General features: G+C 55.3%; 31 protein-coding genes. 13 read left to right on the forward strand and 18 right to left on the reverse strand.

Features of this window, described 5'->3' with window-relative positions; genetic code table 11:
* Window positions 1–354: 354 nt before the first annotated feature.
* Genes HUF19_RS03600 through HUF19_RS03625 form a run of 6 tightly spaced genes read right to left on the reverse strand, consistent with a single transcriptional unit; the run spans window position 355 to window position 3,400 of the window.
* The gene (locus tag HUF19_RS03600; protein WP_260998534.1) at window positions 355–669 is read right to left on the reverse strand and encodes a peptidylprolyl isomerase; all 315 of its coding nucleotides are present in this window, start codon (window positions 667–669) and stop codon (window positions 355–357) included.
* A 33-nt stretch (window positions 670–702) separates the two neighbouring features.
* Window positions 703–1,245 (reverse strand): paraquat-inducible protein A, encoded by a 543-nt coding sequence (locus HUF19_RS03605; RefSeq protein ID WP_260998535.1) that lies wholly within the window; start codon window positions 1,243–1,245, stop codon window positions 703–705.
* A complete protein-coding gene (minE, locus tag HUF19_RS03610; RefSeq protein ID WP_260998536.1) occupies window positions 1,242–1,496 on the reverse strand; it encodes a cell division topological specificity factor MinE in 255 nt (84 codons plus the stop codon). Before minE ends, HUF19_RS03605 begins: the two co-directional genes overlap by 4 nt.
* Window position 1,497: 1 nt before the next feature.
* Entirely contained in the window at window positions 1,498–2,304 is an 807-nt protein-coding gene (minD, locus tag HUF19_RS03615) for a septum site-determining protein MinD (protein ID WP_260998537.1), read from the reverse strand.
* Between the two features lie 42 nt (window positions 2,305–2,346).
* The gene (gene minC / locus HUF19_RS03620; protein WP_260998538.1) at window positions 2,347–3,039 is read right to left on the reverse strand and encodes a septum site-determining protein MinC; all 693 of its coding nucleotides are present in this window, start codon (window positions 3,037–3,039) and stop codon (window positions 2,347–2,349) included.
* Window position 3,040: 1 nt separating this feature from the next.
* Window positions 3,041–3,400: a HopJ type III effector protein gene (locus HUF19_RS03625; RefSeq protein ID WP_260998539.1), complete on the reverse strand. Its 360-nt coding sequence runs from the start codon at window positions 3,398–3,400 to the stop codon at window positions 3,041–3,043.
* 209 nt (window positions 3,401–3,609) lie between these two features.
* Here HUF19_RS03625 and dinB point away from each other — a divergent pair, with 209 nt between their 5' ends.
* Window positions 3,610–4,728 carry a DNA polymerase IV gene (gene dinB, locus HUF19_RS03630; RefSeq protein ID WP_260998540.1) on the forward strand — a complete coding sequence of 373 codons (1,119 nt, stop codon included), beginning with the start codon at window positions 3,610–3,612 and terminating at the stop codon, window positions 4,726–4,728.
* Between the two features lie 20 nt (window positions 4,729–4,748).
* Here the strand turns inward: dinB and HUF19_RS03635 are convergent, their stop codons facing one another.
* From HUF19_RS03635 to HUF19_RS03650, 4 genes are all read right to left on the reverse strand, one after another.
* Window positions 4,749–5,333: a phosphatase PAP2 family protein gene (locus HUF19_RS03635; RefSeq protein ID WP_260998541.1), complete on the reverse strand. Its 585-nt coding sequence runs from the start codon at window positions 5,331–5,333 to the stop codon at window positions 4,749–4,751.
* Window positions 5,287–6,501 (reverse strand): glycosyltransferase family 4 protein, encoded by a 1,215-nt coding sequence (locus tag HUF19_RS03640; RefSeq protein WP_260998542.1) that lies wholly within the window; start codon window positions 6,499–6,501, stop codon window positions 5,287–5,289. Before HUF19_RS03640 ends, HUF19_RS03635 begins: the two co-directional genes overlap by 47 nt.
* 155 nt (window positions 6,502–6,656) lie before the next feature.
* Complete coding sequence (locus HUF19_RS03645) at window positions 6,657–7,685, reverse strand: AraC family transcriptional regulator (RefSeq protein ID WP_260998543.1); 1,029 nt, start codon at window positions 7,683–7,685, stop codon at window positions 6,657–6,659.
* Between the two features lie 153 nt (window positions 7,686–7,838).
* Window positions 7,839–8,714 carry a DUF6685 family protein gene (locus HUF19_RS03650; RefSeq protein ID WP_260998544.1) on the reverse strand — a complete coding sequence of 292 codons (876 nt, stop codon included), beginning with the start codon at window positions 8,712–8,714 and terminating at the stop codon, window positions 7,839–7,841.
* Window positions 8,715–8,807: 93 nt separating this feature from the next.
* Here HUF19_RS03650 and HUF19_RS03655 point away from each other — a divergent pair, with 93 nt between their 5' ends.
* Both HUF19_RS03655 and HUF19_RS03660 read left to right on the forward strand, forming a co-directional pair.
* On the forward strand, window positions 8,808–9,200 hold the full coding sequence (locus HUF19_RS03655; RefSeq protein WP_260998545.1) for a hypothetical protein: 393 nt from the start codon (window positions 8,808–8,810) through the stop codon (window positions 9,198–9,200).
* An 82-nt stretch (window positions 9,201–9,282) separates the two neighbouring features.
* Window positions 9,283–9,735 carry a flavodoxin domain-containing protein gene (locus HUF19_RS03660; protein WP_260998546.1) on the forward strand — a complete coding sequence of 151 codons (453 nt, stop codon included), beginning with the start codon at window positions 9,283–9,285 and terminating at the stop codon, window positions 9,733–9,735.
* Between the two features lie 30 nt (window positions 9,736–9,765).
* Here HUF19_RS03660 and HUF19_RS03665 read toward each other — a convergent pair whose 3' ends face one another.
* The 3 genes from HUF19_RS03665 to HUF19_RS03675 form a co-directional block, all read right to left on the reverse strand.
* On the reverse strand, window positions 9,766–10,512 hold the full coding sequence (locus tag HUF19_RS03665) for a DUF481 domain-containing protein (protein WP_260998547.1): 747 nt from the start codon (window positions 10,510–10,512) through the stop codon (window positions 9,766–9,768).
* An 82-nt stretch (window positions 10,513–10,594) separates the two neighbouring features.
* A complete protein-coding gene (locus tag HUF19_RS03670; protein ID WP_260998548.1) occupies window positions 10,595–11,062 on the reverse strand; it encodes a hypothetical protein in 468 nt (155 codons plus the stop codon).
* Window positions 11,063–11,181: 119 nt separating this feature from the next.
* A complete protein-coding gene (locus HUF19_RS03675) occupies window positions 11,182–11,883 on the reverse strand; it encodes a hypothetical protein (RefSeq protein WP_260998549.1) in 702 nt (233 codons plus the stop codon).
* 202 nt (window positions 11,884–12,085) lie between these two features.
* Here HUF19_RS03675 and HUF19_RS03680 point away from each other — a divergent pair, with 202 nt between their 5' ends.
* Window positions 12,086–12,796, forward strand: coding sequence for a TetR/AcrR family transcriptional regulator (locus tag HUF19_RS03680; protein ID WP_260998550.1), 711 nt, complete (start codon window positions 12,086–12,088; stop codon window positions 12,794–12,796).
* A gap of 36 nt (window positions 12,797–12,832) precedes the next feature.
* Here HUF19_RS03680 and HUF19_RS03685 read toward each other — a convergent pair whose 3' ends face one another.
* Window positions 12,833–13,084 (reverse strand): hypothetical protein, encoded by a 252-nt coding sequence (locus HUF19_RS03685; protein ID WP_260998551.1) that lies wholly within the window; start codon window positions 13,082–13,084, stop codon window positions 12,833–12,835.
* 249 nt (window positions 13,085–13,333) lie between these two features.
* Window positions 13,334–14,464, reverse strand: a complete 1,131-nt coding sequence (locus tag HUF19_RS03690; RefSeq protein WP_260998552.1) for an NAD(P)/FAD-dependent oxidoreductase — start codon at window positions 14,462–14,464, stop codon at window positions 13,334–13,336.
* Window positions 14,465–14,542: 78 nt separating this feature from the next.
* Between HUF19_RS03690 and HUF19_RS03695 the strand changes: the two genes are divergently transcribed.
* Complete coding sequence (locus HUF19_RS03695; RefSeq protein WP_260998553.1) at window positions 14,543–16,027, forward strand: AbgT family transporter; 1,485 nt, start codon at window positions 14,543–14,545, stop codon at window positions 16,025–16,027.
* Between the two features lie 4 nt (window positions 16,028–16,031).
* On the opposite strand, the gene HUF19_RS03700 is transcribed toward HUF19_RS03695, so the two are convergent.
* Window positions 16,032–17,048, reverse strand: a complete 1,017-nt coding sequence (locus tag HUF19_RS03700; protein ID WP_260998554.1) for a putative solute-binding protein — start codon at window positions 17,046–17,048, stop codon at window positions 16,032–16,034.
* Between the two features lie 166 nt (window positions 17,049–17,214).
* Between HUF19_RS03700 and HUF19_RS03705 the strand changes: the two genes are divergently transcribed.
* The 8 genes from HUF19_RS03705 to HUF19_RS03740 all read left to right on the forward strand — a co-directional run bounded on the left by HUF19_RS03705 (window position 17,215) and on the right by HUF19_RS03740 (window position 23,801).
* Window positions 17,215–17,415, forward strand: coding sequence for a DUF2788 domain-containing protein (locus HUF19_RS03705; RefSeq protein WP_260977339.1), 201 nt, complete (start codon window positions 17,215–17,217; stop codon window positions 17,413–17,415).
* 186 nt (window positions 17,416–17,601) lie between these two features.
* A complete protein-coding gene (locus HUF19_RS03710; RefSeq protein ID WP_260998555.1) occupies window positions 17,602–18,132 on the forward strand; it encodes a hypothetical protein in 531 nt (176 codons plus the stop codon).
* A 95-nt stretch (window positions 18,133–18,227) separates the two neighbouring features.
* Window positions 18,228–18,479 carry a DUF4404 family protein gene (locus HUF19_RS03715; protein WP_260998556.1) on the forward strand — a complete coding sequence of 84 codons (252 nt, stop codon included), beginning with the start codon at window positions 18,228–18,230 and terminating at the stop codon, window positions 18,477–18,479.
* Window positions 18,480–18,560: 81 nt separating this feature from the next.
* Complete coding sequence (locus HUF19_RS03720; protein ID WP_260998557.1) at window positions 18,561–18,995, forward strand: CBS domain-containing protein; 435 nt, start codon at window positions 18,561–18,563, stop codon at window positions 18,993–18,995.
* Window positions 18,996–19,215: 220 nt separating this feature from the next.
* A complete protein-coding gene (locus HUF19_RS03725; protein ID WP_260998558.1) occupies window positions 19,216–19,914 on the forward strand; it encodes a helix-turn-helix domain-containing protein in 699 nt (232 codons plus the stop codon).
* Window positions 19,915–19,991: 77 nt separating this feature from the next.
* Complete coding sequence (locus tag HUF19_RS03730; protein WP_260998559.1) at window positions 19,992–21,149, forward strand: glycosyltransferase family 4 protein; 1,158 nt, start codon at window positions 19,992–19,994, stop codon at window positions 21,147–21,149.
* A 61-nt stretch (window positions 21,150–21,210) separates the two neighbouring features.
* Complete coding sequence (locus HUF19_RS03735) at window positions 21,211–21,513, forward strand: hypothetical protein (protein WP_260998560.1); 303 nt, start codon at window positions 21,211–21,213, stop codon at window positions 21,511–21,513.
* A 74-nt stretch (window positions 21,514–21,587) separates the two neighbouring features.
* Window positions 21,588–23,801, forward strand: coding sequence for a CHASE2 domain-containing protein (locus HUF19_RS03740; protein WP_260998561.1), 2,214 nt, complete (start codon window positions 21,588–21,590; stop codon window positions 23,799–23,801).
* A gap of 20 nt (window positions 23,802–23,821) precedes the next feature.
* Here the strand turns inward: HUF19_RS03740 and HUF19_RS03745 are convergent, their stop codons facing one another.
* Entirely contained in the window at window positions 23,822–25,444 is a 1,623-nt protein-coding gene (locus tag HUF19_RS03745) for a FecR family protein (RefSeq protein ID WP_260998562.1), read from the reverse strand.
* 11 nt (window positions 25,445–25,455) lie between these two features.
* Entirely contained in the window at window positions 25,456–26,859 is a 1,404-nt protein-coding gene (locus HUF19_RS03750; protein ID WP_260998563.1) for a tetratricopeptide repeat protein, read from the reverse strand.
* Between the last annotated feature and the right edge of the window lie 16 nt (window positions 26,860–26,875).

The following is a 26,875-nucleotide window of genomic DNA, read 5'->3' on the forward strand; positions in this document are numbered from 1 at the left end:
ACATGATATTTAAAAGAATACGTTTGATCTGAAAAGCGGCATTGCAGTGATGGTTTTCTGCGCCTCTGGGGCCGCCGCAGAAACCGCTGATATATCTGGTCTGTCCGCAGGGATGCGGACAAGCGGCTCCGGCCATGGATGGCCGATGAGGCGCGCGGCCAGTAAATATCAAGGTTTCAAGGGTGACGGCCCAGAAAGCGCGAAGCTGGGGTCGGCCCGCCGGCAAGGGGATAAGTTCCCCTGTGAGGCATTGGGCCTGGATGTTAAAAAATGCTGTTTTTGTCAGCTATGGTGCTGATTAAAAACTGTGGGACAGCAGTGAGTCATCCGGCTCGTTTTTTGTTTTCAGCCTAATTATTGCCCGGCTTCGTCAATCAGCAGGGTGCGTTCCGGTTTCGCCACGGCTTTCAGAATATGGTAACCAAAGGCGGTTCTGACCGGACCGACGTAGGGTGACTCGCTGTCATGCTCATTCAGGGCGCGCAGCAGTTCGGTGGGCAGCTGGTCGCTGTCATGGTAACCGGCAAAGCCCTGATGATGTGCTGAGGGACAGGCAGAATATTCTTCGGCCAGTTCGCTGAAGTCAGCACCAAGCTGCAGCTCCTGTAAAACATCAGCCGCCAGTAACGGGCTTTTCAGCAAAATATGGTGCAGGGCGAGGGTGGTCATAGCGTCTCCGGAATCAACTGTCTGCGGATAAGCTTAGTTCAGCTCAGGCGTTCCTGCGCGCTGGCTTTGGTCGGCGTGCAGGGTCAGCATTTGCCCGGAGATAACAGAGCACAGGCAGAAGGCGGTAAACCAGTAAAAACCGGGTAACAGCTCAGCGGATAATTCGGCGGTGGCTTTGGCGGTAAAAAATGCCACCAGAATAGCGACGACAAAGACATCGGCCATCGACCATTTACCCAATATGCCGACCAGACGCCAGCGCAGTGCTGAAGGCAGCAGCCAGGTGCTGATGATCAGTGTCAGTTTCAGCAGCGGAATAATCACACTGAAGCTGACAATCAGAATGGCAACCGGGGTGTAACCCAGCTCATGCAATTTGAGAACGGTCTGCCAGATTGAGCGGGTTTCGTGAAACAGCTGGGCTTTAAGGCCAAACATACTGACCTGCGCGCTCAGGGTCATAATGGGCTCGGTCACACCGGGCCAGAGTAAGGCGTAACTGCAGAGGGCGAAGAGCAGGCCGCAACGCTGCAGAAGACCAGCTTCTGACCAGCGTTGCACAAGCAGGCGGATCATTTACGATCCGGCAGGGTAACGTTCAGCTCCAGCACCGATGTGGTGCCCTGTTGTTCAAGATGAACCGATACGTCGTCTTCACCGATGGCGACGTATTTACGGATAACCGCCATGATTTCCTGTTGCAGTTGTGGCAGATATTCCGGGCCGTTATTACGCAGGCGGTCGTGGGCTACCAGAATCTGTAAACGCTCTTTAGCGACACTGGCGCTGCTTTTCTGCTCCTTGCGGAAGTAGTCTATTAAGCTCATATCACCCTCCGAATACACGCTTCAGGAAGCCTTTTCGCTGCTTCTCAAGAAAACGATGCGGACGGTCTTCGCCCAGATAACGGGCTACAGCATCATCGTAGGCCTGGCCAGCGTCGCTCTCGCTGTCGTGCACAACGGGTACACCCTGGTTAGAGGCTTTCAATACCGCTTCCGATTCCGGGATTACGCCCAGCAGCGGGATGGCGAGAATTTCTTCAACGTCCTGTACCGACAGCATTTCACCGCGCTCTACGCGCTCCGGGTTGTAACGGGTCAGCAGCAGATGTTCTTTAACGCTTTTGCCCTGTTCGGCGAGGCGTGATTTGCTCTGCAGAATACCGATAATGCGGTCAGAGTCGCGTACGGAAGAGACTTCCGGGTTGGTGACGATGATGGCTTCCTCGGCGTAATACAGCGCCATATGCGCGCCGTGCTCGATACCGGCAGGGGAATCGCAGACGATGTAGTCAAAATCAGCGCTGAGTTCGTTCAGCACTTTTTCCACACCTTCGGGATTCAGTGCGTCTTTATCACGGGTTTGTGAGGCCGGCAGGACAAACAGGTTCGGCAGACGTTTGTCTTTGATCAGCGCCTGTTTCAGTGATGCTTCACCCTGTACGACGTTAACAAAATCGTAGACCACGCGGCGTTCACAGCCCATGACCAGATCCAGATTGCGTAAGCCAACATCGAAGTCGATGACGACGGTTTTGTGGCCTTTCATGGCCAGAGCGGTGGAGAAGGCTGCACTGGTGGTGGTTTTACCGACTCCGCCTTTACCGGAGGTGACAACGATGATCTTTGCCAAAGCCGTATTTCCCTGAAAATTCAATGTGTGGGGCAGTATTTATCAAACGCTGGTGATGTTCAAGGTGCCATCCTGCAGGCCGACTGCGACAGGCTGCTGGCGTTGCTCCTGCTGTTCTTCAAACAGACGGTACTGACCGGCAATTGCAACCAGTTCCGGATCGAACTGCTGACAGGCAATAATGGCCGACTCATCGCCTTTGACGCCGGCCAGAGCACGTCCTCGCAGGGTGCCGTAGATATGAATATCACCGGTTGCCAGTACCTCAGCGCCGGCGCTGACCATGCCAAAAATAATCAGATCACCATCGTTATACAGCTGCTGACCGGAGCGGATATTACCGGTATGAATTTTGACCGCACGTGCAGGTGGCGGTGTTTCATTGCCTGAATCCGTGGCCGGCGTGTCCTGCTGGCGTGCTGCCGCGCGGCTGGTCCCTTTACCCAGATCGGCCAGGTGCAGCGCTTCGGCCTGAGCCTGCCACTCATTGCCGGCGTTGCGTACCGCAACCGGCAGCAGACCACAATCACGGCAGAGCTGTTGTAAATCCGCCAGCGTCAGCAGGTTGGGATCTAATGAGGATAAATCCAGTACGCAGGGTAGATGGCGGAACAATGCCGGCGCTTCGGCCTGCTTTTTCTCCAGCTGGGCGCGGATATCGGCAAGATCATTGCTGCTGAAATGCAATGTGGTCAGCGGCACCAGACCGGCTTTGAGACTGACAGCACTGTCCATATCAGGCCTGCGCTTTAGCAGTCAGCGGGAATCGGTCGAAGGTGATGTCGGCTAAACCGTCGCGCAGCACACGGCGCAGGTTATGGTGATTATCGACATCCGGCGTGGCCAGCACATCACGGTAATGTTCGCCAAAGCAGCGCAGAGCCTGCTCTTTGCTCAGTTGCAGTAATTGCGCGAGGGCAAATACTTTGCAGCTGCCCTGATTCTGCTCAGCGCTGTTCTGCACGCCACCGTTGTTGAACGCGCTGGGGGTGAAATCAAACCACTGCCCGATAAACGCCAGAGTGCTGGCAAACAAATGATCGTTGCTGTTGAGTGCGGCAATAAAGTCGGCTTGCGCCTGAGAAAAATCGTTCACGCGGGAATTACCTGTAAATAGGCGGCAAGAATAATGCTCTGTACGATTTTTGAGCGACTCGCCGGGCAGTTAATGACAGGTCGCCAAGGCTAACACCAGCGCCGGGTGATGTCATGGCGATTGATTATTGTACTGGTTGAATATACAGTACTTTAAACCTTGTGCCAGATTGGCTGGTCATCGCTGTTTATCAAACCCGGAGTGATACGATGTCTCACAGCGTTCATAGTTCACAGGCTTCCGTCGTTTCAGCGGAAATGCCTGCGCTGGCAGAAACAGAAGCGGCTGCCAGTGCCCAACGGAAAGTGATTCATATCGACTGTGACTGTTTTTTTGCCGCGGTAGAAATGCGCGAAAATCCGGCATTGCGTGAGCTGCCCATTGCCATTGGTGGTGAATCAGACCGCCGCGGGGTGATCGCCACCTGCAATTATCCGGCGCGGACTTTTGGCGTGCGTTCGGCGATGGCAACGGCACAGGCGAAAAAACTCTGTCCGCAGCTGCTGTTGCTGCCGGGTCGTATGGCGCTGTACCGCGAAGTATCAAAGCAACTGATGGTGATTCTGCAGGATTATGCCTTGCAGCTGGAGCAGGTGTCAGTTGATGAAGCTTATCTGGAAATAGCCAGCCACCTGAATGCCACCGAGGTCGCACGGGAAATCCGTGATCGGGTTCGTAACGAACTCGGTATTACCGTCTCCGCCGGTATCGCGCCGAATAAATTCCTCGCTAAAATTGCCTCCGACTGGAACAAGCCCGATGGCCAGTGGGCGGTAAAACCCCATCAGGTCGATGAGTTTGTCGCGGCGTTGCCGGTCGGAAAAATCCCCGGTATTGGCCCGGCGATGGAGAAGAAACTCGCGCTCTACAAACTGCAGACCTGCGCCGATATCCGCCGCTGGGAGCTGACCGAGTTGGTGCGTACCTTCGGCCGCATGGGCGCGGTATTGTACGAACGTTCCCGCGGCATTGATCATCGTCTGCTGAATCTGGAGCGGCCGCGTAAATCGGTCAGCGTCGAATGTACCTTTGCCACCGACCTGGCTGGCGAAGAACACTGCCTGGCACAGTTGCCGCAATTGCTGGAACGCTGGCATGAACGGGTAGAGAGAGCAGGCTGGCCGGCAGCGGCGCTGGCGCCCTTTGTGAAAGTGAAATTTGCCGATTTTACCCAGACAACGCTGGCCGACAGTCACGAGCAGGCATCAGAGCAGGGCTTTGCCCGTTTGCTGAAGCTGGCGTTGCAGCGGGAAAACAAGGCGGTGCGTCTGCTTGGTATTGGCGGCCGCACGCCGGAGATAGACCGCAATCAGCTGACGCTGTTCTGATTGGCTGGCCCGATGGGGGGTTACATCATCACGCCGGCAAACATCCCTACAGGCCAGATCAGCAGTGATAGATAGCTGATTAAAAGGCCGAGACAGGCACCGACCAGTACATCGGTCGGGTAGTGCATGCCGAGAATCACCCGCGACAGAGCAACCAGCAGGGCGAAAGGCACAACCAGCCAGAACAGCGCCGGGAAGAACACGCTGAACAGCACGGCAAAGTTCACCGCGTTCATGGTGTGACCGGATGGAAAGCTGTACAGATCCAGTGGTGCGGTGTGGGCGCGGATATCGTCCCATGAAATAAACGGCCGCTGACGCACCAGGCGGTTTTTCAGCTGGCTGTAAATCGCTACACAGATCAGTCCTGTCACCGTCATATGGCCAACGGCCGCCAGCCCCTCGACGCCCTGCAACAGAATCAGCGCCAGCGCCAGACTGTACCAGAACACCCCATCACCCAGGCGGCTGATGCTTTTGAAAAACAGGCGTACCGAAGTGTACTGACCCATACGGTTAAGGCGCTGACACAGAGTCAGCTCGAAGCGGTCTGCTTTGTTAAACAGTAGCGCGGCTTTTGGCTGTATTGTTTTGCTCAGTTCCATGCTGGATTACCTCCGCAGTGGCGCCGTTCAGACGCTGAATAAAATCATCAACAATGCTGTTCCAGCTGATGCTGCGCGCATGCAGGCAAGCCTGCTGGCGCAGTCGCCGGAGTAAATTCGGGCTGTCGAGTAAGGTTTCGGCACAGCGGATATAACTCTGATCATCGCCGAAAGGCGCGAGCATGCCGTTCTGACCGTTGTGGATATGCTCATGCGCGGCGGCATAGTCGAAGCTGACCACGGCTAAGCCGCTGGCCATGGCTTCGGTAACCACGTTGCCGAAGGTGTCGGTTTTACTCGGAAACAGAAAAACATCGCCGCTGGCGTAATGGCGGGCGAGGTCTTCACCGCGTTGCATGCCACAGCAGATAACGGCCGGGTAATGTTCACGGATGCCGGCCAGTGCCGGACCATCACCGACCAGCACCAGTTTCACCCGCTCATCGGCAGCCAGCAGGCGGCGGTATGTGGCCAGCGCCAGATCCATATTCTTTTCACCGGCAATGCGGCCGACGTACAGCAGCACCAGATCGTCTTCGCGTACACCCCATTGTTTGCGCAGTTCAGCACTGCGTTTTTGCGGGCTGAATAACTGGCTGTCTACTCCACGTGCCATCACCCGCACATTGTGAAAACCGTGTGCATCCAGTTCATCGCGCTGAATGCGGGTCGGCACCAGAGTGCCGCTGGTACGGTTATGGAAGTAGCGCAGGTAACGGTAAGCCAGGCCTTCCAGCGCACCGAGGCGGTAGTGCTCAATGTACTGATGAAAATTGGTGTGGAAGCCGCTCAGTACGGTAATGCCACTGGCGCGGGCGGCACTGACCGCAGCCCAGCCCATAGGCCCTTCGGTGGCAACATACACCGCCTGCGGGGCAAAACGGTTAATGGCTTTACGGATGCGGCCAATCAGCGGAAAACCAAAACGCAGGGCGTTGTAACCGGGAATTGGCAGGCCGGGCAGGGTAATGCTGTGCAGTTTGCCCTGGCTGGCGGACAGGTCGTTGCGGTTCTGACGCGGGCGTATCACCTGAACCTCGATACCGCGTGATATCAGCCCTTGAACCAGATGACCGAGCGTATTGGCGACACCGTTGATTTCCGGTGCGAAGGTCTCGGTCACAATGGTCACGCGTTGCAGCGTGGAAGAACTCGCGGTCAAAGTCATAGGTCATCGCTGACAGATTGAGTATGACTGTCACTTTGCGGGCGCAATGTGACAGTTATGTTTCAATCCTGTGACGGTCTGGTGAAGTCCGGGCGCCTGAGGCTGTGACGGGAAAATAAGGAGGAAATGACGGCCAGAAACTCTGGCCGCAGAAGTCAGAGGCCGCGTTCTTCGCGGTAGTAAGACGGCGCGTGCTGGGTCCAGCGGCGGAATGCTTTACGGAAGTTGGATGGGTCGCTGTAACCGACCAGCGCCGCGATTTCTTCAATCGGCAGGCTGGAGTTACGCAGATATTCGATGGCCATCTCTTTGCGTACTTCATCCAGAATACGCTGATAGGAAGTGCCAACATCCTGCAGACTGCGGCTCAGGGTACGGGTTGAGGTAGCCAGATGGCTGGCGACCACATCCACCGGCGGAAAGGTGCCGGGGTTACTGAGCAGGATGCGGCGCACCTTGGCGACGATGCCTTCTTTCGGCCCCATACGCGCGAGAATTTCCTCGCACTGGCTCTCGGCCATCGCAGCTGTGGCGCTGTCGGCCATCGCCAGCGGGGTATCGAGCAGCACGCTGTCGATAATAAATTCGGTGCGGGGCTGATCGAACAGTACCGGACAGTTAAACAGACGCTGATATTCGTCGGCATAGCCCGGCATTGGGTGATTCAGGTGTACTTCACGGGCATCGATATCTTTGCCGGTAAGAAAACGGGCAAGGGTGGCAAAGATGGCAATGAACACATCACACATCAGGCGATACATGTGTTCAAACGGAATATGGGATGTCAGGCGTACCGCGGTGGTATCGCCCTGATCGACCACTTCAAAAGTAAACGCCGGGTCAACCAGTGAGTGATACTTCAGGCCCAGACGCAACGCACTGCGCAGATCGGCACAGCTGAGAATGGCATAGCCCAGCATACCAAACTGGTTGATATTAATGGCTTTACCCAGATCCAGGCCCAGCGTTTCTTCAGGATAATCACGCATCAGATTGCCCGCCAGTAACAGCATCTGCTGATAGGTCAGGCGCGCCGACGGGTCGGATAACTGCTCGGGGCTGATGCCGGTGTTCTGCAGCAGGACATCACTGGTTATCCCTTTTTCTGCGCCGACACGGATCATGGTTGCCGGAATGTTTACCGGAACCAGAGGTTCGGTCAGGCTCCAAGTACCTCGGATCATGTGAATACCGTTATTGTTATATTGGGCGATAGGATGACAGGCTTTAGCGGTAAATCAAGAGTTATGCACAGCGAACAGCGCGGCAATATTCTACTTTGACGGCAGTAAAGTGCTGAATTTCATAGCACTTTTCTGTGCTGCGCAGCAATCCGGTCAATGGTTACGGAAGGGAAAATGCTGGCGCGTCAGAAAACGGCCAAATTCAGTAATCTGCTGCGTAGAGCGGTTGTTCATCAGATTCAGCAGAATGCGGTTTATTTTGCGGTTATTTTTACGCGCAATCAGAAAAACCAGATCACTGCGCCGCCACTCAAATTCAGCCAGCACCACAGGCAACTCAGCGCGGCTGAGCAGATCATGCATTGTGTAGGCGCTGTCGCGTTGCATCAGCAGCAGCCAGTAATCGTTGCGCAGACGATCCAGCACTTTGGTATTCAGACTTTCCACATTAATCAGTGCATGAATGGAAGCATCGCGCTGTTTTTGCTGAGCATAGAGCAGGGTCGCTGCAAACAGGCGTGGCTCTTCTTTATTCACCCAGTAATAGCGGCCGTCCCATTCGCGGTAAACCACCCGGTGAGGTTTGGCGGAATCCGGGAATACATCGTGCAGTGCCTGCTCAAAGTCATCGGCGCTTTCCGGCATGATGTCACTGCAGTTATGTTCGGCATAGGCGTGCAGATTTGGCCAGTCCTGTTCCTGATGACTGAACTCCACACCATCGATGGCGGTGATCGAGAGGGATCTTTTATACTCTTTTTCGATCAGAAGTTTTTCCAGAAGATCAATTAATGCCTGCCAGTCGTTCCCCTGAGGCTGCAGAGATTCACGCAGAGACTGAACGACGGCCTGCAGACTGAGCCAGCGATGGCTGAGGAAGCTGTTGGGATTGATGGTGCCCAGCGGAGCCAGACTGATCTCCCTGGCGGCCTGGGTTGCGTACCAGACAGGGAACAGACGCTGAATAAGATTATTGAAAAAACTTTCAATATCGAATGCTTGTGGCGTGGGCTTTCCGGAATTATCCATGGGTCAGATTAAGTCGGTCTATGCTGAATGAAATGAGAGCCTGTCAACACTCATTAAACAGGCACTATTACAAGTAAAGCATGAATGGGAGATATGGCTATGTCCGCCGAACCCTCTGCACCATCACCTCTGCAGGTTCTGGCCCGGGTAAACCGTGCGCTGGAGGATGCGGGGCTGAGTGAAACCCGCGCACAGCGGGAGCCCTTGCCGCTGTTCAGTGAGCTGCTGAATGACTGGTTTGTTTGTCAGAACCTGAATGAACAACAGCTGGAATGGAGCGTTGCCCTGCCGTTGTTACTGCATACAATGACGGCCGTTGAGCTGTCTGAATCGATCCGTACGGTGTTTGAAGAAACCCTGCAGCTATCCCGTGCACACGGTACGCTAAGTGTCTGGACACACCGTGATCTGGAAAACCGCTTCCGCTCATTGCTTAACGATATTGAGCAGGAGTCCCAGCGCCTGCAGCTGCCTTCCGGCTATTGAATGTCAGCAGCCTGGCCGCCGTGCTGGCGCAGTGTCCCGGCGCTGACGATGGCGTATAATCGCCGCTTTTCGCGGAGGTTTTATGTCAGTTATTTATCTTGCTGTTGGCAGTGTAACGGGTACGGCGCTGATTGTTGCCAAAGCGGTAAAGCAGCAGCTGGAGCAGGCCGGCCATCAGGTTGTTCTGGATGAAAAACCCAGCGTCAGTGCATTAAATGCCAGTCAGTGTGACGCCGTTCTGATCTGCACCTCAACCACCGGTCGTGGTGATTTACCCGCCGCTATCGCCCCTTTCTATGTCGAACTCGAAGAGCAGTTCCCGCTGCAGAATGGCAAGCCGTTTGGTGTTATCAGTCTCGGTGACAGTTCTTACGATGCCACCTTCTGTGGTGCCGGTGCTCTGTTCGAAGAACGATTCTTTGAACTGCAGGGCAGTGCACCAGTGCCGCGGGTCACCATTGACGCTACCGAAACCGTGACTCCGGATGAAGATGCCCTGTTCTGGCTGAGCGAGTGGATGGAAAAAGCCCTCTGACCGCAAGACTGGCAGAAGGCTGAGTGTTACTCAGAAACGCACCACCAGTTTCAGCTGAGTCTGGTGGTTGTGATATTCGGTACCTTCCGGCGGACGGGTATCCCAGCGGCTCTGCCATTGCCATTTCAGGTCGGTATGAGTGCCCAGGGGTAAAGTGACAGCCAGCTGCCATAACGCGCGCTGGTCTGAAGGCTCGTCGACCGATGGCTGAAAATACAGCGTGCTCTGCAGCTTGCTGTAAGCCAGTTTCCACTGAATATGGGTATACAGGCTCAGGCGGGTAAGCTGGCTGCTGTTATCTTCGTCGAGCACCCGCTCCCGTACTTCCTCATGAAACAAACCAATACCCTGATGCAGGCGGGTCTGTTCATCAAACGCATGCTGGTAACGCATACCGGCGCCGATCAGGGCACGGTGTGCCAGCGCCGCGAAGGGATCACGTTCGTACTGGGCATAGAACTCTTCCGACCAGGTATCACGACGGTTCAGCACCAGGCGGCTGTGGATAAAGGTATCGTCGTCGGTGCGTTCACCGTTACTGGATTCGTAGCTGCGGTTGCCCCAGGTGAAAAAGCGCTTGTTGTCATCCTGCCAGTTGCCGTTCAGGCCCAGATTCCACTTCCGTTTTTCGTTGTTGCCGGATTCCGCGTCAAAACCGACCTCCGCTTTGCCGGACCAGCCCAACAGGTCGTCGCCAGCGCGCTTTTCTTCAACGTTGGTAATCGCCTGAGCGGTGAAACTGAGCAGGCTTAAAACAGCGAGCAGCGGAAAGCGCATGTCGGACTCCTGAAATAAAAAGTCGGACATTATAGGGAAGGCAGGACTGAACTGCATGTTATGTCTGCCGCAGGTGGTGTTCTTACTGCGGCAGACGGGCGGAAGCCAGGTTCTGAATCAGAGTATGCAGGCGGTTAATCTGCTGACGCTCAGAGTAGGCTGTGCCGCGCTCACCAAACTGCTGGCGGGCTTCATCGAGAATGGCTACGGTGTCCAGCTCGGCACTGTCATCCAGTTCGGCACGGGCGGTATTGATCAGGGCAAAGGCGTTGAGGTCACGCCCGGCGATCAGGCCGTACTGTTGCAGGCGGTTCTGAAATTCACCGACTTCTCCAGCGGGCAGCGAGCGCACATCAAAGTCACTGGCTACCGCGCTGACCATCAGCGCACGCTGGGATGGAGAATACGGATTACTTCTGTTGTCAGTGTCTTTGTCGGCAGAAACTGCAGGGCTGGTTCCGACTTTACCCGCTGCGACGCTGTCGGTCGGCGTGTGCTCGGGTATCAGAGGGGACTGTTGTTGCAGGTAGCTGCTGAGGGCGTTAAGCATAAATCATATTCTCCGGCGTTAAACGGAGAATGCAGAAGCTGTGCCAGCGTGTGTTGCCGCTCGGGGGATTAAAGCCGGCCGCCAGTAATGACGCGGCCTGGCGCCCGGTAATCCATGAATCAGAAGTGGTAGGTAGCGCTTAAAACAGGGCCGAAAGCGGCAACCTGCCAGTAAGGTGCGTCAGACTTTGCCGTTACGGCCTCCAGATTGCCATTACGGTACTGTTCACGGGCAGCCGTCATGGTCTGCGGAGCGGTGTAAATTTTTACTTCGGAGGCGATCATGCCGCTAGCGAAGGTCATCCAGCCATCTGCGGGACGTTTGTCATCGTAGGCAACGGCCAGTCCGGCCAGACCATTGACCAGGCCTGCCAACACATGGTTCAGCAGACTTTGCTCGTAAGCTTCGCGTTCGGCGGCGGCATTAAGCCACTGTTCGGCCCGGGCGAGTTTTGCCTGACGGGTGCTGTCATCCGGTTCCGGCATAGCTTTCAGATCGTCTGCGAAGCGATGGGTCTTCATCGGATTAAGCAGCATATCCGCGGCGCCAAGAAAGCTGGTGGTGAAGCCAACAGCGCGGTCGTATTTATTGTGCTCGCCTTCGGTCTGGGTGTAGGCAATGCCATTCAGTGCCGCGACGCCACCGAATAAACCGAGCCAGCCTTGCTGCCACAGGCGTGAGTGATCTGAGCTGTTATCGAACTGTTGCTGCAGGAATGCGAGTTTGGCCTGATCGTCTGCCTGGGCTGTTGCACAGCTCAATAGCAGCAAAAGTGTCAGGGTCTGCAAAGTGGTTTGCCGAAAGGTGAGTCTGCTGAGCATACTGAGGTCCTTATTTTATTATTATGGCGCGTATAGAACCTAATTTCTGTACCAAAGTACAGCTTTGCTGCGGACAAACTCAGCCATCCTAAAGTATGAAATACGCTCAAGTGGTACTCAGGTGCCTATATTTGCCATTTTTCTTTCGTCGGACAATCCGCATAATAATGGCGATATCTGTGAAACATTCGGGGAGATGAACATGGCATTGGTTGCTGAAACGGCAATAAATAAGAGCAAGCCCCTGCAGTACCAGGGACGTAAAGCCAGCCGGGCCAAAAGTGAACAACGCCGCCGGATTATTCTGGAAGCATCGCTGCGTATTGTTATTAATGAAGGGGTGCGCGGAATCCGCCACCGTGCTGTGGCGAAAGAAGCCGGTGTTCCACTGGCTGCCACCACGTATTACTTCAAAGATATTCAGGAACTGATTATCGACACCTTCACCCTGTATACGGAGAAGGCGCTGGAAGTGGTTAACGAATTTACTCACCAGTTTTATCAGCCGATGGCCAGCATGGCCGGCACAGATATCAGCAGTGCGGAAGGTCAGAAGGCGCTGTTGGATTTCATGGTCGAGCAACTCACTGTGTATATGCAGGAGCAGATCATCGGTCAGCGTGACATGCTGATTGTTGAGCAGGCTTTCCGCTATGAAGCCATTGTGAACGAGAGTATCCGTAAGCTGGCCCAGATGCACCGCAAAGCACTGTTTGACAAAGCAGCGGAGTTTTTCCGCAATGTGGCCAACTCTCCGGTGCCGGAAGCGGATGCCGAAATACTGTTGGGCTTATTCCACTCTCTGGAATACAGCGCCTTACTGAAGAATGAAGAAGAGCCGGATCTGACGGAACTGTCAGCTGTCCTGCGCCGTCATTTGTCTTTGCTGTTACCAAGTCTGTTAGCTGGCTGAGGCCGGAGCCCTGCTCAGAAGCAGGGCAAAGCATTTTTACAGTGCAAAGTGATAGCCGGCCTGTGCCAGCAACATGCGCATCAGGCGCATTTCTGTGGTGCTGAAAGTACGGACACTGCTGCAGTGCTCACACAGTATTCCGTGCTTGTTTTTCAGTGTTTCGATACTGATGTCGGTGTCCTGCTGGCAGTGATCACAGTTAATTGGAATCATCACTTTTTCAGACAAAATCGTACTGACTTCGCCATAGCTGATCTCTGCTTGCTTCACAGGCAGCGCTTGACTCATAAGGTTCCCCTGTTCATTCGAACCGTTATTCTTAACGACTGTTCTTCAGATTAGCAGCTCGTTGTCTCATGCTTGTGTCGTATCAGGGAGTTATGGTGAGCATTCGTAAGCCGATTGTGCATCACCACAGGCTTGTCTGATTACAGTGTAGTTTGGCTGTAACATAAATGCACAATCTGCACAGCTAACCGTTTCAGATCGTATAACTCTATGATTTTTTAGATGAATTGCTGCAGAGCGCGGCAAGATTCAACGCGTGTTATGTGCTTCATCGGCCTGCTTTTGTAACATTTCTGTTACAAAAGTGCCAATCGCAAGGGATGCCGTCAGCCCCGGACTTTCGATGCCGAACAAATGTACGGCGGGTGGGCGGTTACTGGGGCGGTGGATAACAAAGTCGGCTGCCGTCTCATGCTTTGTATGCAATTTAGGGCGAATACCGGCGTAATCCGGTTGCAGCTGTTGTGCGTTCAGGCCGGGAAAGTAGCGCTGAATGGCGCTGGCGAAGGCCGGTGCGAGGGCCGGGTCTACACGGTAATCCGCTGCACTGCCCGCGGGCAGATACTCAGTATCGGGCCCGAAGCGCAGTTGGCCACCAAGATCGAGAGTGGCATGAATGCCGAGACCAGCCAGATTTTTTTCGGGCAGTGGGTAAATCAGGTGGCGGAACGGATTTTTACCGCTGTAACTGAAGTAATGGCCGCGGCAGAGGTGAAGCGGCGGAATGGCGGTTCTGTCGAGTGCCAGTGATTCAGCCAGAGCCTGAGCCTGTAAACCTGCGGCATTAATCAGGGCTGCGCAGTGTATGTCGGTTATATTGTCCTGGCTGGCGACCCTGATCTGCCAGCCATAATCACGCTCGCTGGCAGAGATTACCTGTGAGTGCCTGAGCAATAATGCTCCCTGCTGCTCAGCCTGCTGGGCAAGGCGTTCCATATAAATATGACTGTCGATAATGCCCGTGGTAGGCGAGTGGAGTGCCGCAAAACCGCGCACCTGAGGTTCTGTCTCCAGCAGTTGTTGCTGATCCAGTAGCTGCAGAGGAATACCCAGCTGCCGGCCTTTGTGCAGCAGCTGCATCAGTTGCGCCTGACCACTTTCAGGGGCAATGATCAGCTTGCCAACGGCCTGATGGGGCACATCAAACCCACTGCAGAACTGATACAGTCGTTGTTTGCCTTCGATGCACAGGCGCTCTTTCAATGAACCGGGGGCGTAATACAGCCCGGCATGGATAACTTCGCTGTTACGGCTGCTGGTTTCGGCGCCAAAGCGGTCATTTTTTTCCAGCAGCAGGACAGACCCTTTAACGCTGAGTTCACGGGCACAGGCCAGGCCGATAACGCCGCCGCCGATAATGCAGTAATCGAAGTCTGTCATAGGCCAAAAGTCACCCTGCTGTGGTCAGATAAGGCAGAATACAGAATCTGAAGTCAGGCAGAATTGTAAAGGATATCAATGATGAATAAGACGCCTTTATGGACGCGTATGGCGGCGGCGATTGAACTCTGGGGTAATCGCCTGCCGGCACCGGTTATCCTGTTTATGGCGCTGTGGCTTCTGGTCGTGGTGTTTTCTGCCCTGGCAGTATGGCTGGGCTGGCAGAGTCAGCATCCGGTCAGTGGTGCACTGATTGAACCCCGTTCATTGCTGAGTGAAAGTGGGGTGGTCTGGTTGCTGGATTCTGCGGTCACCAACTTTACCCAGTTTGCCCCGGTCGGACCGGTGCTGGTGGTGATGCTTGGCCTGGGGCTGGCTGAGCGCAGCGGCTTACTCGGTCAGTGGCTGCGCCAGGCGATGCAGTATTTGCCCGGTGTTGGTCTGACGCTGGGCGTGGTGTTGCTGGGGATTCTGTCCAGTCTCGCTTTTGATGCCGGTTATGTGGTGGTGATCCCGCTCAGTGCGGTGCTGTTTCAGCTGGCCGGACGTTCGCCGTTGGCGGGTATTGCGGCATCCTTTGCTGCCGTTTCTGGTGGCTACAGCGCGAATCTGCTGGTCGGGCCAGTGGATGCGATTCTTGCCGGTATCAGCACCGAAAGCGCACGCATCCTGACGCCGGATACTGAGGTCAGTATGGTGGCCAACTATTATTTTATGGTGGTATCCACGCTGATGCTGACGCTGCTGATCAGCTTTGTGCTGCACCGCTGGGTGGAACCTCTGCTGCAGACACAAACCCCGGCGGATGAACCTGATGTCACAGAAGGCGATAGTCTGGCTGCATTGCTGGCGGCCGGGCTGATGCTGTTGCTGCTGGCCGGGTTGCTGCTGATGGCGGTTCCGGAGCAGGGCATACTGCGTGGCTCCGGCAGCTTTCTGCAGTCACCTTTTATGCACAACATCAGTCTGCTGGTGGGGCTGTTATTCGGCCTGGCCGGCTGGTGTTATGGTCGTCTCAGTGGCCGTTACCGTAACAGCCGGGTGATAGTCAGCGATATGGAAGACACCTTCCGCGCTCTGGCGCCTTATCTGGTGCTGATGTTTTTTGCTGCACAGTTTGTTGCCGCTTTTGGCTGGAGTCAGATGGGGCTGCTGGTGGCGGTGGAAGGCGCCTCGCTGTTGCAGGCCTTGCAGTTGCCGATGGTGCTGACGGTCGTGCTGCTGATTGTACTGACGGCAGGGATTAACCTGTTGCTGGGCAGTGCTTCGGCCAAGTGGACGCTGCTGGCACCGGTGCTGGTTCCTATGCTTATGCTGACCGGCATTGCGCCGGAGGTGAGTCAGGCGGCTTACCGGATTGGTGATTCCAGCACCAATATTATTACCCCGCTGATGCCATATTTTCCGTTAGTGCTGGCGCTGGTGCAGAAATACCGCAGCGATGCCGGTGTCGGCACCCTGATGGCGATGATGATGCCGTTTTCGCTGATGATGCTGGCAGGCTGGACGTTATTGCTGGGGACCTGGCTGTTACTCGGCTGGCCGCTGGGGCCAGCCGCTTAAGACACTAGCCTTCGGCTTTTTCGGCACATTCATAATGGCCGGGGTTGGCGCGGCAGCGCAGACGGAACATCAGCTTCATCATGCGCGGGTCGTAGACTTCCTCGGCGGTCAGCTGCAGGCGGATCTGACGCAGCATTTCCTGATATTCATCCATCATTTTCTGCGGCAGGTCGATCCAGTAGTTCTCCGGGATTCCGGCCTCCGCGACGCGGATATGTTCCATCGCTTTATCAAAATTACGGAAGGCAAATTCCCGGCTCTGCTGCGCAAACTGTGGCGGGAAACGTTTGCTGTGAATCAGCAACTGAAAGTTCATCTGCGCCATGCTGAATCGATAAATACCGCCGTTTTCCCCCAGTCCTTTGTACATTTCGAACGGCTGATAAGCGATGGCCGGTGCATAGGCAACGTCAACATCGCCATTATTAAAACGCGGTGCAAACGTGGCAACACTGGACGGCACCATGGTGGCGCCCACGTGTTCGACCACTTTTACTGAGGCTTTGTCGTAATCGAGGGTAGCGATGCGTTTACCGGCGGCAGCTTCAACGGAGTTGATGGCTTTGTCACGCACATAAATATACACCGCGCCGCCAGGCATAATGCCGGCCACTTCATAATCACCCTGCAGCATATATTTGCTGGCCTGAGGTTTGGCGAGCATTCCGATTAAATCCTGTAATTGCTGATAGTCGCGGATACCACCCAATGCTTCGATGCTGGCGGTAAAGGTGTTGTAGGGACGAACGCGGGTGCCGGTTACGCCCATAGCATCGCAATGGCCGGCATTAAAATCGGCCAGCACCACGGCTTCGTTGGTGTAAGCCTTTAACTCAAGTTCAGTGCCCCAGGACAGAGCGCTGGTCTGGTAGTCGCGCATCGCATCGAAAATTGGCCCTTTGGCACCGACCGGATCGAATACACAGAAAGTACGTTTGACGGTATCTGCATGGGCGGAAGACAGGCTGCACAACAGAACAGCAAAAAAGATTAACAGGTGGCGTGAGGTGTTAGAAAACATAATCAGGACCTTTGGTTATTATTATGCAGGTCATCTGCCCGCCCATCATAACCATCTGAAACCGGGGAGCAAGTCAGGCGCAGCATTGCCATGTGGGCTGGTGCAGGAGGCCTGCTCTGAGTACCATACGCGCACTTTTTAGCTGTACACCGGAAGGTCGCGCGGAATGAATGCTGAGTTGTTTGAAACCTGGGCCATGAATATTGGCATCACGCTGTTGATCGGCTTTATGTTTTTCATTATTTACGATCTGGGTAAGCGCTCCAATGCCGGTAAGTTTGGCATGATGATTCTGCTGATCGGTCTGGGACTGGGAATGGTCGGTTTTATTATTAAAACCGTGCTGGTTGAAGTGCTGGATCTCTGATTTCAGTCTCTGCCATACAGCCAAAACATCAGCATTTTTAAGAACCTGGTGTGAATTCCTGCGGTAATGTCTGTCTGTTGGTAGCGCCAGCCTTGTTGTTTGTCTATACCTTAAAAGTATAAAGGACAGATTCTGCTTATCTGCTAGCAGCATCTGCTCCGGCAATAATAACAACAGGGAGTGGTTATGGTTGCATGCAGCGCAGCACAGGGGATGGCGCTTTTACCTGTGGAGCAGGGCGGTCCCGGTATTCAGCGGGTACCTCCGGCACTCAGTGGACGGACAGACGCCAGCGTTTATATCGTTAATCTGCCATCTGATTCCGCCTCACTTGGCTTAGTGGGTTATACACCACAACTCAGCGAGCTGATTGAAGATGCCATGCCCCTTGTCTGGCATCTGCTGGCCCGCCAGTCCCTGCCAGAACAACTTCCGGTTTATCTTTTCTATGTGAATCCCCGCGACCAGATCGGCACCAATGCCGCGCGTCTGTTGCAGTTGCTGAAGCTGATGTCAGGTAAGGCGCAAATCTGGGTGCCGGTGTCGACCAGCCACAGCGCGATTCTCCATTCGCTGCGTCTGATTCTGCCTGAGGCCGCTACTCTGGATCTGAATCATTCATCTTTGCTGTATGTGGGTGACAACGCTAACCGTAAGCCGATGAAGGCGATGGCTGAAGCCTGCGGTATGTCGTTCTGTTTCCATGCGCTTTACTGAACAGACTTTCTTGATTTGGATTAGCACCTGAGTCGCTGCAGTTGTTAGACTGACAACAACAGTATGAACAGGCTTTAACCCAAGGAAGTTGCTTTATGCCTCAACAAGATCTCAAACAACAACTGCAACAGCTGCACGAAACCCTGCAGCAGAATCCACAGCTGGACGACAGCAGTCTGGAATTGCTGCACAGCATTGCCCGTGACATTAATGCCATGGATAACAGCGAGGCTGCCGATATTGGTGAGCGTGTGCAGGAACAGGCGATCCGCTTTGAGCAGGAGCACCCGACCCTGTCAGGCATTCTGCAGCAGATAGTCGATACGCTGGGACGCATTGGCGTCTGACTGGCCTATCCTGAGCTGTACGTTATACGCCGGCGCCGGTACGCTGGATGGGTCTGCTGAATTCGTTTTGAGGGAACAGATATGCGCCATATGCCTACCATTGCAGAAATCATGACGGCGTTTCCGGTTCATGTGGAAGAAAGTCTGCCACTGGCCGAAGCCGCAGAACTGATGAAGTCCCACAACTGTCATCATCTGCCGGTGATGGCAGAACATGAAGTGGTTGGCTTACTGACTATCGAAGACCTTAAGCTGGCCCAGCAGCCGGGCCATACCGCAAGCGATATGGGTGATCTGAGTGTCGGCGATATGTGCCGCCGGCAAATTAAACAGGTTGATCTGCATACCCGTCTGGATGTGGTACTGATGGGCATGGCCGAGCAGGGCGTTAATGCCGTGCTGATTATGCGTAACGACCGTCTGGCCGGTATTCTTACCAGTCAGGATGCCTGCCGTGGTTTTGCCCGCTGGTTGCAGAAAGAATATCTGCCAACCGACGATCCGGGCGTTGCCTGATACCGCCATTGGCTTTCAGCCGCCTCCGGATAAAATCCCGGAGGTGCACCGCCTTGGAACATATCTATATTCCATTGTTTACAAATAGCGCATTTTTCAGCGCTTTTTCCTTGTTTGCTCACGCTCTTGTGGCGATAAACCGCGTTTTAATGCGCATCCTGAACAAAATAAAAATATGGTACGGAGTTTGCGAAAGGCTGTTTATCAGGAGGAGCAGCCTATGTACAAAATCGCCGATATTCAGGATTACCGTCAGCCCGTTATGCCCGTTTCATCCATGCCTGCGGCCTGGCTGAACAGCGTGACCGAAATTATTGCCAGCCGTTATCACGATGAAGACAGCATTCAGCAACTGTTGTTGCTGGTGGCGGAAAACAGCGGCCTGAACAATGTTTCTATCGCTTTACCGGATTCTCCCAGTCGCTTTAAAGCCCAGTATTGTTCGACCGGGGTCAGTAATGGCGTCTACAGCTTTGCCGTGCAGCACGCCCTGTGCCGCCAGTTTGAGTCGCGTGAATGGCTGGTGATTAAGGATGGCAGTGAGCGCCCGGAGTCCTTCGAGCCTTTTATCGATACGCTGAGCCAACAGGATCGTTGTCTGCTGGTACCACTGGTGCTGCGTCAGTCGGTGCTGGCGGTTCTGGTGATGGATCTGCGTGGTGCGCGGGCAGAGCATATCGATCTGGCGCTGGTGAATTTTCTCGGTGCGCAGATCGCCCATATGCTGGCCACTCAGGTGGTACCGAATTTCAAAACACTGTACGCCCGTCCTTACCAGCGGGTACAGGCCGATGAACTCAGTGATATTCAGTCGGCAATCGCCAAATGCAGCGGTAATAAGACCATGGCTGCGAAAGTGCTGGGTCTGACTCCGCGTCAGCTGCGTTATCGTTTGTCCAAGCTTGCCGGCGAGTGCTGACACTCGTTCTCTCTTCATAAAACTGTCATGGGTTAAGCGTCACACTGGTGGAATAATCACCAGAGTGCCGCTTAACCATGGCCCAGATCCGCATTTCGATTGTTACGGAAACCTATGTTCCGGACGTTAACGGCGTTGCCAATTCCCTGCGCCAGCTCCTCAGTGCACTGAACCCTGCACAATTCTGTATTCAGATTATCCGCACAGCTCCACGCAGTGACTGGCTGCCGGAGACCGAAGAGGTCTGGTGTCGTGGCCTGACTATCCCGATGTATCCGGATCTGCAGCTTGGATTACCAGCCCGGCGTCGGGTGGCCAGAGCCTGGCAAAGTTTCCAGCCCGATCTGGTGTACATTGCGACCGAAGGCCCGCTGGGCAATTCTGCCCTGCGCCAGGCACGTAAGCAGGGTATTCCGGTGATCAGTGCCTTCCACACCAATTTCCATCGCTACAGCAGCTATTACGGCCTTGGCTGGATTAAAACACTGACCCTGGCCTGGCTGCGGCGCTTTCATAACCGTACGGCGGCCACGCTGGTACCAGCGGGTGAAATCGCAAACGCATTGAGCAGCGAAGGTTTCCGCAATGTCTCGGTGCTGCCGCACGGGGTGGATTGCCAGCTGTTTCATCCGCGCCGGCGCAGCAGTGCGCTGCGTCAGCAGTGGCAGGTTGGTTCTGAGCCTGTGCTGCTGTACGTCGGCCGTATTGCTGCCGAAAAAAACATTCCACTGGCTATCAGCAGTTGGCAGGCATTAAGGGCGAAGGGCAGTAATGCCCGTCTGGTTATGGTGGGTGATGGTCCGATGCGCGCCGAGCTGGAACGTGAATATCCGCAGATTATCTTTGCCGGGGTGCAGACCGGTGAAACTCTGGCGCGTTATTTTGCTTCAGCCGATGCCTTTATATTCCCCAGCCAGACAGAGACTTTTGGCCTGGTAACGCTGGAGGCGATGGCCAGTGGTCTGCCGGTGGTGGCGTTTAATATGGCCGCCGCGCAGATGCATGTACAGCCCGGAGTTAATGGTGAGCTGGCGGCGGACGATACGGATGAGGCGTTTATTGCTGCGACATCGCGTCTTATTGATGGCGATCTTCATGCCATGGGAATTGCGGCTCGTCTTCAGGCCGAGTGCGCCAGCTGGCAAAGTGTTGCTGAGCACTTCACGGCACTGGCCCTGCGTCATGCCAGCAGTGGCGTGCCGAATAAAGCTGAGCAGATTCAAACTATGGTATGAGGGTTGCAGTACTCCGGTTAACTGAGACTTCTGATAGTAGCTATTAACCGGAGATGACAGCATGGAGTTCAACCGTCATAACATCGCTTTGCTGCAAAAGATCAAACGACTGGCGAAAGACGAGCAGGGATGTGTGATTCACTTTGATTCACCTTCCCTTGAGCATGACCTGCGTGTTCTGGTGCAGAGCGGCGTCAGCCGTGATTTGCTGGCCCTGATTGAAGAATTTCTGCCAACCCAGGAACCACCGGAGTTGCATGAAGTCAGCCATGTTTACCGTGGCAGCCAGCGGTTGATGGATGATTCTGAACGGGTCAGTAAGCGCACCCAGCGTGTATACCGCGGTCAGGTGGTCATGGCCTGAGCCGCGGCCGGTGCGACATTAAAGTGCGGCTGTGCTAGTGTTCGCCCAATGCAGGGACGTTTCTGAGGAACTCTATGCGCTGGAGATCATTGTCTCGCAAGCGTCTGCCCATTCTACTGGGCATCGTACTGACGGCTTATTTTATTCTGCTGAGCCTGCAGCCCGGACAAAGCTCCGGCCACTGGCTGAACCGTCTCGATTTTCTGCTCTATGACCTGCGTTTTAATGCTGCGCTCGACTGGCAACCGCCCGGTCGTGGCGAGCAGCCGGTTATCATCGTTGATATCGACGAAAAATCCCTGGCCGAAGAAGGCCGCTGGCCCTGGAGCCGTCATAAACTGGCCGATCTGGTTGCGGCACTGGCACAGTCTGGTGCCGTTGTGGTGGCATTTGACGTGGTGTTTTCCGAGCCGGAGCGAAATCCGGTGGATGATATCCGCGAGCATATGACACAGAGCGGTGCAGATTGGCAACCGCCCCGGGAATGGCGTGCCCGGGTGGATGCTGACAGCCACTTTGCGCGGGAACTGCCGGCGACCGATACGGTGCTGGGCTTTTTCTTTCTCGATGAGGCCAGTGTCAGCGTCGGGCGTTTACCTGCTCCGGTCTACCGGCTGCCGGCAGAGGCTGCTAAGCGTTCGGTGATTATTGCCAAACCCGGCTATGCCGCCAACTTACCGCAATTACAGGAGGCTGCTGCCGGAGCCGGGTTTGTCACAACCTTTGCCGATGCTGACGGTGCAATTCGCCGGGCGCCATTGATTATCCGCTATGGCAATGACCTTTATCCGTCTCTGGCGCTGGCGACGGTGATGGCTTATCTGTTCGACCGGCAGCTGCAGCTGGAAACGGTCGCCCTCGGGGAAGTGGATGTGCTGCGTTATGCCGGGGTTGGCGCTCAGCTGGCACGTACCGATGCAGCCGGGCGGGTTATTGTGCCGTACAAAGGCCCGAAGCGGACCTTTCCGTATCTGTCCGCCACGGATGTGCTTAACGGCCACACCGGCACCGGGGTTCTGGAGGGAGCTATTGTCCTGATCGGTACTTCCGCTCTGGGACTGTCTGACCTGCGGGCCACGCCGGTCGGCACTCAGTATCCGGGGGTAGAAGTACATGCCAATGTCATCGAGGCACTGCTCAACGATGACTTTCCCTACCGCCCGGAATGGGAAGCCGGGGCCCTGCTGGCGCAGTTGCTGCTGTTCGGCATGCTGCTGTCGTTCTGGCTGCCACGGCTTGGGCCTCTGGGGTCTATGCTGCTCAGCGGCCTGACACTGCTGCTGGTCATCAGTGGCAATTTTTATCTGTGGACTTATCAGCATCTCGATCTGCCACTGGCGGCCGTGTTGTTGCTGGTCAGCAGTCTGACGCTGCTGAACCTGGGTTATGGCTTTGTCAGTGAAAACGTCAGTCGCCGTCAGCTGAAGGGGATGTTCGACCAGTATGTGCCGCCGGCCCATATTGAGCGCATGATGAATGACCCGTCGGCCTACCAGTTTGCCGGCGAAAGCAAAGAGCTGACCGTACTGTTCAGCGATATCCGCAGCTTTACCAATATCTCAGAAAAGCTGTCTGCGGCTGATCTTAAAGCACTGCTTAACAGCTATTTCACGCCCATCACCAAAGTGATTTTTGATAATGAAGGCACCATCGATAAATACGTTGGCGATATGGTGATGGCGTTCTGGGGGGCACCGCTGGATGACCAGCAGCACGCCTCCCATGCGGTACAGGCGGCGCTCTGTATGCAGCGTGTTACCGCTTCGCTGCGTGATGAGTTCAGTGCCCGTGGCTGGCCGGCGATTGAAATCGGTATTGGGATTAACACCGGGCCGATGAACGTCGGCGACATGGGTTCTTCATACCGCCGGGCTTATACGGTGCTTGGGGATGCGGTGAATCTGGGTTCAAGGCTGGAGAGTATTACCAAGTTTTATGGCGTGCCGATTCTTGTTGGTGAGCAGACTCAGGCGCAGGCGCCGGAGTTTGTGTACCGCTATATCGACCGTATTCAGGTGAAAGGTAAAAACGAACCCATCCGGGTGTATGAGCCACTGGGACTGGCTAATGAGATTGATGACGCAACACAGCAGGAGCTGAGCCTGCAGCAGCAGGCAACGGAGCATTATTTTGCCCGCCGCTGGGATGAAGCTCAGCAGATTTTCAGCGAACTCTGGCAGTGCCAGCCGCGGCGGTTGTATCAGGTGTACAGCGAACGTATCGAACACCTGCGTCAGCAGGAGCTGGCGGAAGATTGGGATGGCGTCTTCCGTCATACCGAGAAGTAAAACGGAAGGCCATCAGCAGCTCAGAACTGACCGGTATCCGGCACCTGCGGCCAGGCTACAATACCCGCGGCGCTGTTGCCGTTGGTATCCACCAGATTGAAGCTGCCGGTAAATACTTCGCCGGAAGGCGCGACCAGAATGCCGTTGAATGAACTGGCAATGGTATCCAGCTCGGGGCCTCCTTCACCGTGAAATCCTGAGCCGAATTTCATCTCTGCCAGAGCGCCGTTCTGATTACTGCCGCTGGCCCGTATGCTGCCGGTGAAATCGGCACTCCAGAAGTTGCCACCAATACTCTGGCCGCTGCCATCCTCATAGCTGGCATTGAGAAAGCCACTGGTTATGTCGCCACTGGCGAAATCAAGCCTGAAGCTGCCATCGGCGTAGAGCAGCTTGTTGCCGTCGCTGTCGACGCCCAGAGCCTGAGTGCCGCTGAACGAGACGATGCCGTCGGTCGGGATATTGCTCTGCAGCGCAGGCTCTGCCACCACCCACATCACCGGAGAGATAACCGGGGTGACGGTCAGTGAGTTTTCATCCAGTTGCTGGCTGACCGGCAGGTCCGCAGCGCCGTTCCAGATACCCCATTCCACGCCGGCCAGCCCCGTCAGCTCTGAAGGCAGCTGTGTCGAATCAGTGATGCCGCTGTAGCGGGTAATATCGGTGCTGTTATTGCTGTCGATGGAAACAAACACCAGCTCGCCGCGGTCATCACGGAAGGCGGATACGGCAACAGCTTTACCGTTAACGATCATGCTGCCGAGGGTGGTGCTTGCTTTATAAGCGTTGAATTCTTCCGGGGTCAGGCGCAGATCCGGAGAGTTCTTAATCAGGTTGCCACCGTCGTTCAGTGCTTCTTCGCTGCCACTGCCGGCATCCTGATCGAAGGGATTGGGGACAGCATTATCCAGCATGGAGGTATTCAGCGGATAGCCGGCAAATACCGTGTCGGCCGGAGGCGTGAGATCGTCTTGTGGATGGCCGCTGCCTGCGCTGCTCAGCTCTCCGGCTGATATTTCCGGGCTGCTGTCCAGTTCCTGCGGCACAGCTAACATGCCCTGAAAGCCCTGAGCGCCCAGCATACCGAAGTTAAAGTCGGCATCCTGACCAAGGTTGAAGCTCCCCTGGCCGGAGGACAGGCTGATACCGCCTTTCCAGACGCCGGCGAGAAGCTGGCCTTTTGCCAGCATGACGCTGTACAGCGTGCCGCGGATGCCGATGCTGGCGACCGGAGTGTCGACCTTGTAAGCCTCTTTATTACCTTTGCCGATGCTGCCGGTCAGGGTGCGGAAGCCACCTTCAACCAGTTCCATCAGCACTTTGCCGCCGCTACCATCGGCATTCTGTTGCTGGTAGGCATGAATACTGAGCTGGCTGTTTTCCTGTAAGGCGAGCAGGGCGTTATCGATAAAGCGGATCTGTACGCGGCTGCCATTGCCGGTACGGATGGTATCGCTGGGATACACCTCATCGCGGCGTTTGAGGTTGCGGCTGCTGCCGTCGGCAGCCTGTGCGGTCACATCCCCTTTTACCATAATGATATGGCCGGCCAGTCCGGCGGCCCGTGCCGGGTTCAGCGCTAACAGCATGGCCAGAATCATGATTGCCTGCAGCAGGCAGGCTGAGCATTTAATCCGCTGCATGGTGGCCTCCATCAGAATGTCCAGTTGATGCCCGCTTCGAACAGCGTGCGGTCGTATTCGTATACGGGAAGATTGCTGGTGTAGCTTACCTGGCTGGCCTGAGCATAAAGCGTCAGGTCAGGTGTCAGGGTATAACCATAGCCCACAACCAGCTGGGTCATTTGTTCGGTGCGGGTTTCGCCACCGGCAAGCAGGTTTTCCTCAGGAAATGCGCCCTGGAACTGGTAGTCACGCAGGATCAGGTTGGCGTACAGACTGCTGTGAATGCTCAGTAACTGTTGCACACTGAGGTTCAGACCCAGTGTATCCCGGGCCTGATAGTTCTGTTCACCATCATCGCTGGCCAGCACCAGAGCAAACTGGCTGGAAAAAGAACCGTCGGAGAACATTGCTCCGGCCTGCAGTTCGGCCTGCAGCAGATCGAGATCATCATTAAGTCTGTTGTCCTGACGGCTCAGCGTCAGTGCGGTTTGGCTTTGCCAGGCGCTGTTCAGCTGGTAATTCCATCCGACACTGGCCGATATATCGGACAGCAGGTCTTCCTGACCCAGCCAGTAATAGCTGTAACGGCCGCCGAAGCGCAGGTTATGACGGCCACGGAGCAGACGCAGGCCGCCGCTGACGTAGACATTGTCGAGATCAAACAGGTCGTCGGCACTGTTGTCTTTGCGGCTGGCACCGAGCTGCAGATCAACCGCACTGCGTCTGGTCAGCGGGCTGATATAACTGCCCTGAGCACGCAGTTGGTAATAGCCACTGCTTTTGGCGCGCTGATCGCTGCTCAGACGGGCGGTCAGCAGACCATCAAGCAGGTCGATCTCATTGAGGTCGGTGGCAGTGTTGTAGTTGGAATCATGGCCGCCGCTGAGGGATACAAATCCGCCCCAGGCTGGCATCACGCTTTGCCGCTGCTCCTGAATGCGCTGCAGGAACTGGTCAATGGTTTCCCGTACCTGAGCGGGTGGGTTGGCACCCATGACAATACGGAATTCCTGTTCGGCGGCATCGTAGTTACCGAGGTAGTAGTAAGCGCGTGCTAACTCCAGACGGTAGCGGGCAACAGCAGGGTAGTTGCTGCTAAGCCGTTCGAAGCTGAACAGTGCCTCGTTAAAGTAACCAAGCTGGGCGGCGCTGAAAGCGTAGTAAAAATCAAAGGCCGGGTCGCCTTCGTAAAGGCTGAGCAGTGGCTGCGCCAGTTGATAAGCACTTTGGTAGTCCTGATGCTGAACCAGCTGGGACAGTTGCTGATTGGTGGCGGCCAGCGTTGGCAGAACGGACTCGTCATTGGCATCGTCCGGTGCTGTTTGGGGGGCTGGTAAAGCCGCTGCAGACTGCTCAGCGGCCTGCAGCATGGGGGAGGAGAGCAATGATCCGCACAACAGCAGTGAGGCAGCTTGTGTTAAGGGTCCTTTCACCTTGTCGAGTCCTTTA

This window comes from Thalassolituus hydrocarboniclasticus (assembly GCF_025345565.1).
GTDB classification, from domain to species: domain Bacteria; phylum Pseudomonadota; class Gammaproteobacteria; order Pseudomonadales; family Oceanobacteraceae; genus Venatoribacter; species Venatoribacter hydrocarboniclasticus.

What these genes read in the sequence shown, in the direction of transcription:
- HUF19_RS03600 (WP_260998534.1), bottom strand. Translation starts at nt 669, where the DNA reads ATGACCACCCTCGCCCTGCACCATATTTTGCTGAAAAGCCCGTTACTG.
- HUF19_RS03605 (WP_260998535.1), bottom strand. Translation starts at nt 1,245, where the DNA reads ATGATCCGCCTGCTTGTGCAACGCTGGTCAGAAGCTGGTCTTCTGCAG.
- minE (WP_260998536.1), bottom strand. Translation starts at nt 1,496, where the DNA reads ATGAGCTTAATAGACTACTTCCGCAAGGAGCAGAAAAGCAGCGCCAGT.
- minC (WP_260998538.1), bottom strand. Translation starts at nt 3,039, where the DNA reads ATGGACAGTGCTGTCAGTCTCAAAGCCGGTCTGGTGCCGCTGACCACA.
- dinB (WP_260998540.1), top strand. Translation starts at nt 3,610, where the DNA reads ATGTCTCACAGCGTTCATAGTTCACAGGCTTCCGTCGTTTCAGCGGAA.
- HUF19_RS03635 (WP_260998541.1), bottom strand. Translation starts at nt 5,333, where the DNA reads ATGGAACTGAGCAAAACAATACAGCCAAAAGCCGCGCTACTGTTTAAC.
- HUF19_RS03640 (WP_260998542.1), bottom strand. Translation starts at nt 6,501, where the DNA reads ATGACTTTGACCGCGAGTTCTTCCACGCTGCAACGCGTGACCATTGTG.
- HUF19_RS03645 (WP_260998543.1), bottom strand. Translation starts at nt 7,685, where the DNA reads ATGATCCGAGGTACTTGGAGCCTGACCGAACCTCTGGTTCCGGTAAAC.
- HUF19_RS03650 (WP_260998544.1), bottom strand. Translation starts at nt 8,714, where the DNA reads ATGGATAATTCCGGAAAGCCCACGCCACAAGCATTCGATATTGAAAGT.
- HUF19_RS03655 (WP_260998545.1), top strand. Translation starts at nt 8,808, where the DNA reads ATGGCTATGTCCGCCGAACCCTCTGCACCATCACCTCTGCAGGTTCTG.
- HUF19_RS03660 (WP_260998546.1), top strand. Translation starts at nt 9,283, where the DNA reads ATGTCAGTTATTTATCTTGCTGTTGGCAGTGTAACGGGTACGGCGCTG.
- HUF19_RS03665 (WP_260998547.1), bottom strand. Translation starts at nt 10,512, where the DNA reads ATGCGCTTTCCGCTGCTCGCTGTTTTAAGCCTGCTCAGTTTCACCGCT.
- HUF19_RS03670 (WP_260998548.1), bottom strand. Translation starts at nt 11,062, where the DNA reads ATGCTTAACGCCCTCAGCAGCTACCTGCAACAACAGTCCCCTCTGATA.
- HUF19_RS03675 (WP_260998549.1), bottom strand. Translation starts at nt 11,883, where the DNA reads ATGCTCAGCAGACTCACCTTTCGGCAAACCACTTTGCAGACCCTGACA.
- HUF19_RS03680 (WP_260998550.1), top strand. Translation starts at nt 12,086, where the DNA reads ATGGCATTGGTTGCTGAAACGGCAATAAATAAGAGCAAGCCCCTGCAG.
- HUF19_RS03685 (WP_260998551.1), bottom strand. Translation starts at nt 13,084, where the DNA reads ATGAGTCAAGCGCTGCCTGTGAAGCAAGCAGAGATCAGCTATGGCGAA.
- HUF19_RS03690 (WP_260998552.1), bottom strand. Translation starts at nt 14,464, where the DNA reads ATGACAGACTTCGATTACTGCATTATCGGCGGCGGCGTTATCGGCCTG.
- HUF19_RS03695 (WP_260998553.1), top strand. Translation starts at nt 14,543, where the DNA reads ATGATGAATAAGACGCCTTTATGGACGCGTATGGCGGCGGCGATTGAA.
- HUF19_RS03700 (WP_260998554.1), bottom strand. Translation starts at nt 17,048, where the DNA reads ATGTTTTCTAACACCTCACGCCACCTGTTAATCTTTTTTGCTGTTCTG.
- HUF19_RS03705 (WP_260977339.1), top strand. Translation starts at nt 17,215, where the DNA reads ATGAATGCTGAGTTGTTTGAAACCTGGGCCATGAATATTGGCATCACG.
- HUF19_RS03710 (WP_260998555.1), top strand. Translation starts at nt 17,602, where the DNA reads ATGGTTGCATGCAGCGCAGCACAGGGGATGGCGCTTTTACCTGTGGAG.
- HUF19_RS03715 (WP_260998556.1), top strand. Translation starts at nt 18,228, where the DNA reads ATGCCTCAACAAGATCTCAAACAACAACTGCAACAGCTGCACGAAACC.
- HUF19_RS03720 (WP_260998557.1), top strand. Translation starts at nt 18,561, where the DNA reads ATGCGCCATATGCCTACCATTGCAGAAATCATGACGGCGTTTCCGGTT.
- HUF19_RS03725 (WP_260998558.1), top strand. Translation starts at nt 19,216, where the DNA reads ATGTACAAAATCGCCGATATTCAGGATTACCGTCAGCCCGTTATGCCC.
- HUF19_RS03730 (WP_260998559.1), top strand. Translation starts at nt 19,992, where the DNA reads ATGGCCCAGATCCGCATTTCGATTGTTACGGAAACCTATGTTCCGGAC.
- HUF19_RS03735 (WP_260998560.1), top strand. Translation starts at nt 21,211, where the DNA reads ATGGAGTTCAACCGTCATAACATCGCTTTGCTGCAAAAGATCAAACGA.
- HUF19_RS03740 (WP_260998561.1), top strand. Translation starts at nt 21,588, where the DNA reads ATGCGCTGGAGATCATTGTCTCGCAAGCGTCTGCCCATTCTACTGGGC.
- HUF19_RS03745 (WP_260998562.1), bottom strand. Translation starts at nt 25,444, where the DNA reads ATGCAGCGGATTAAATGCTCAGCCTGCCTGCTGCAGGCAATCATGATT.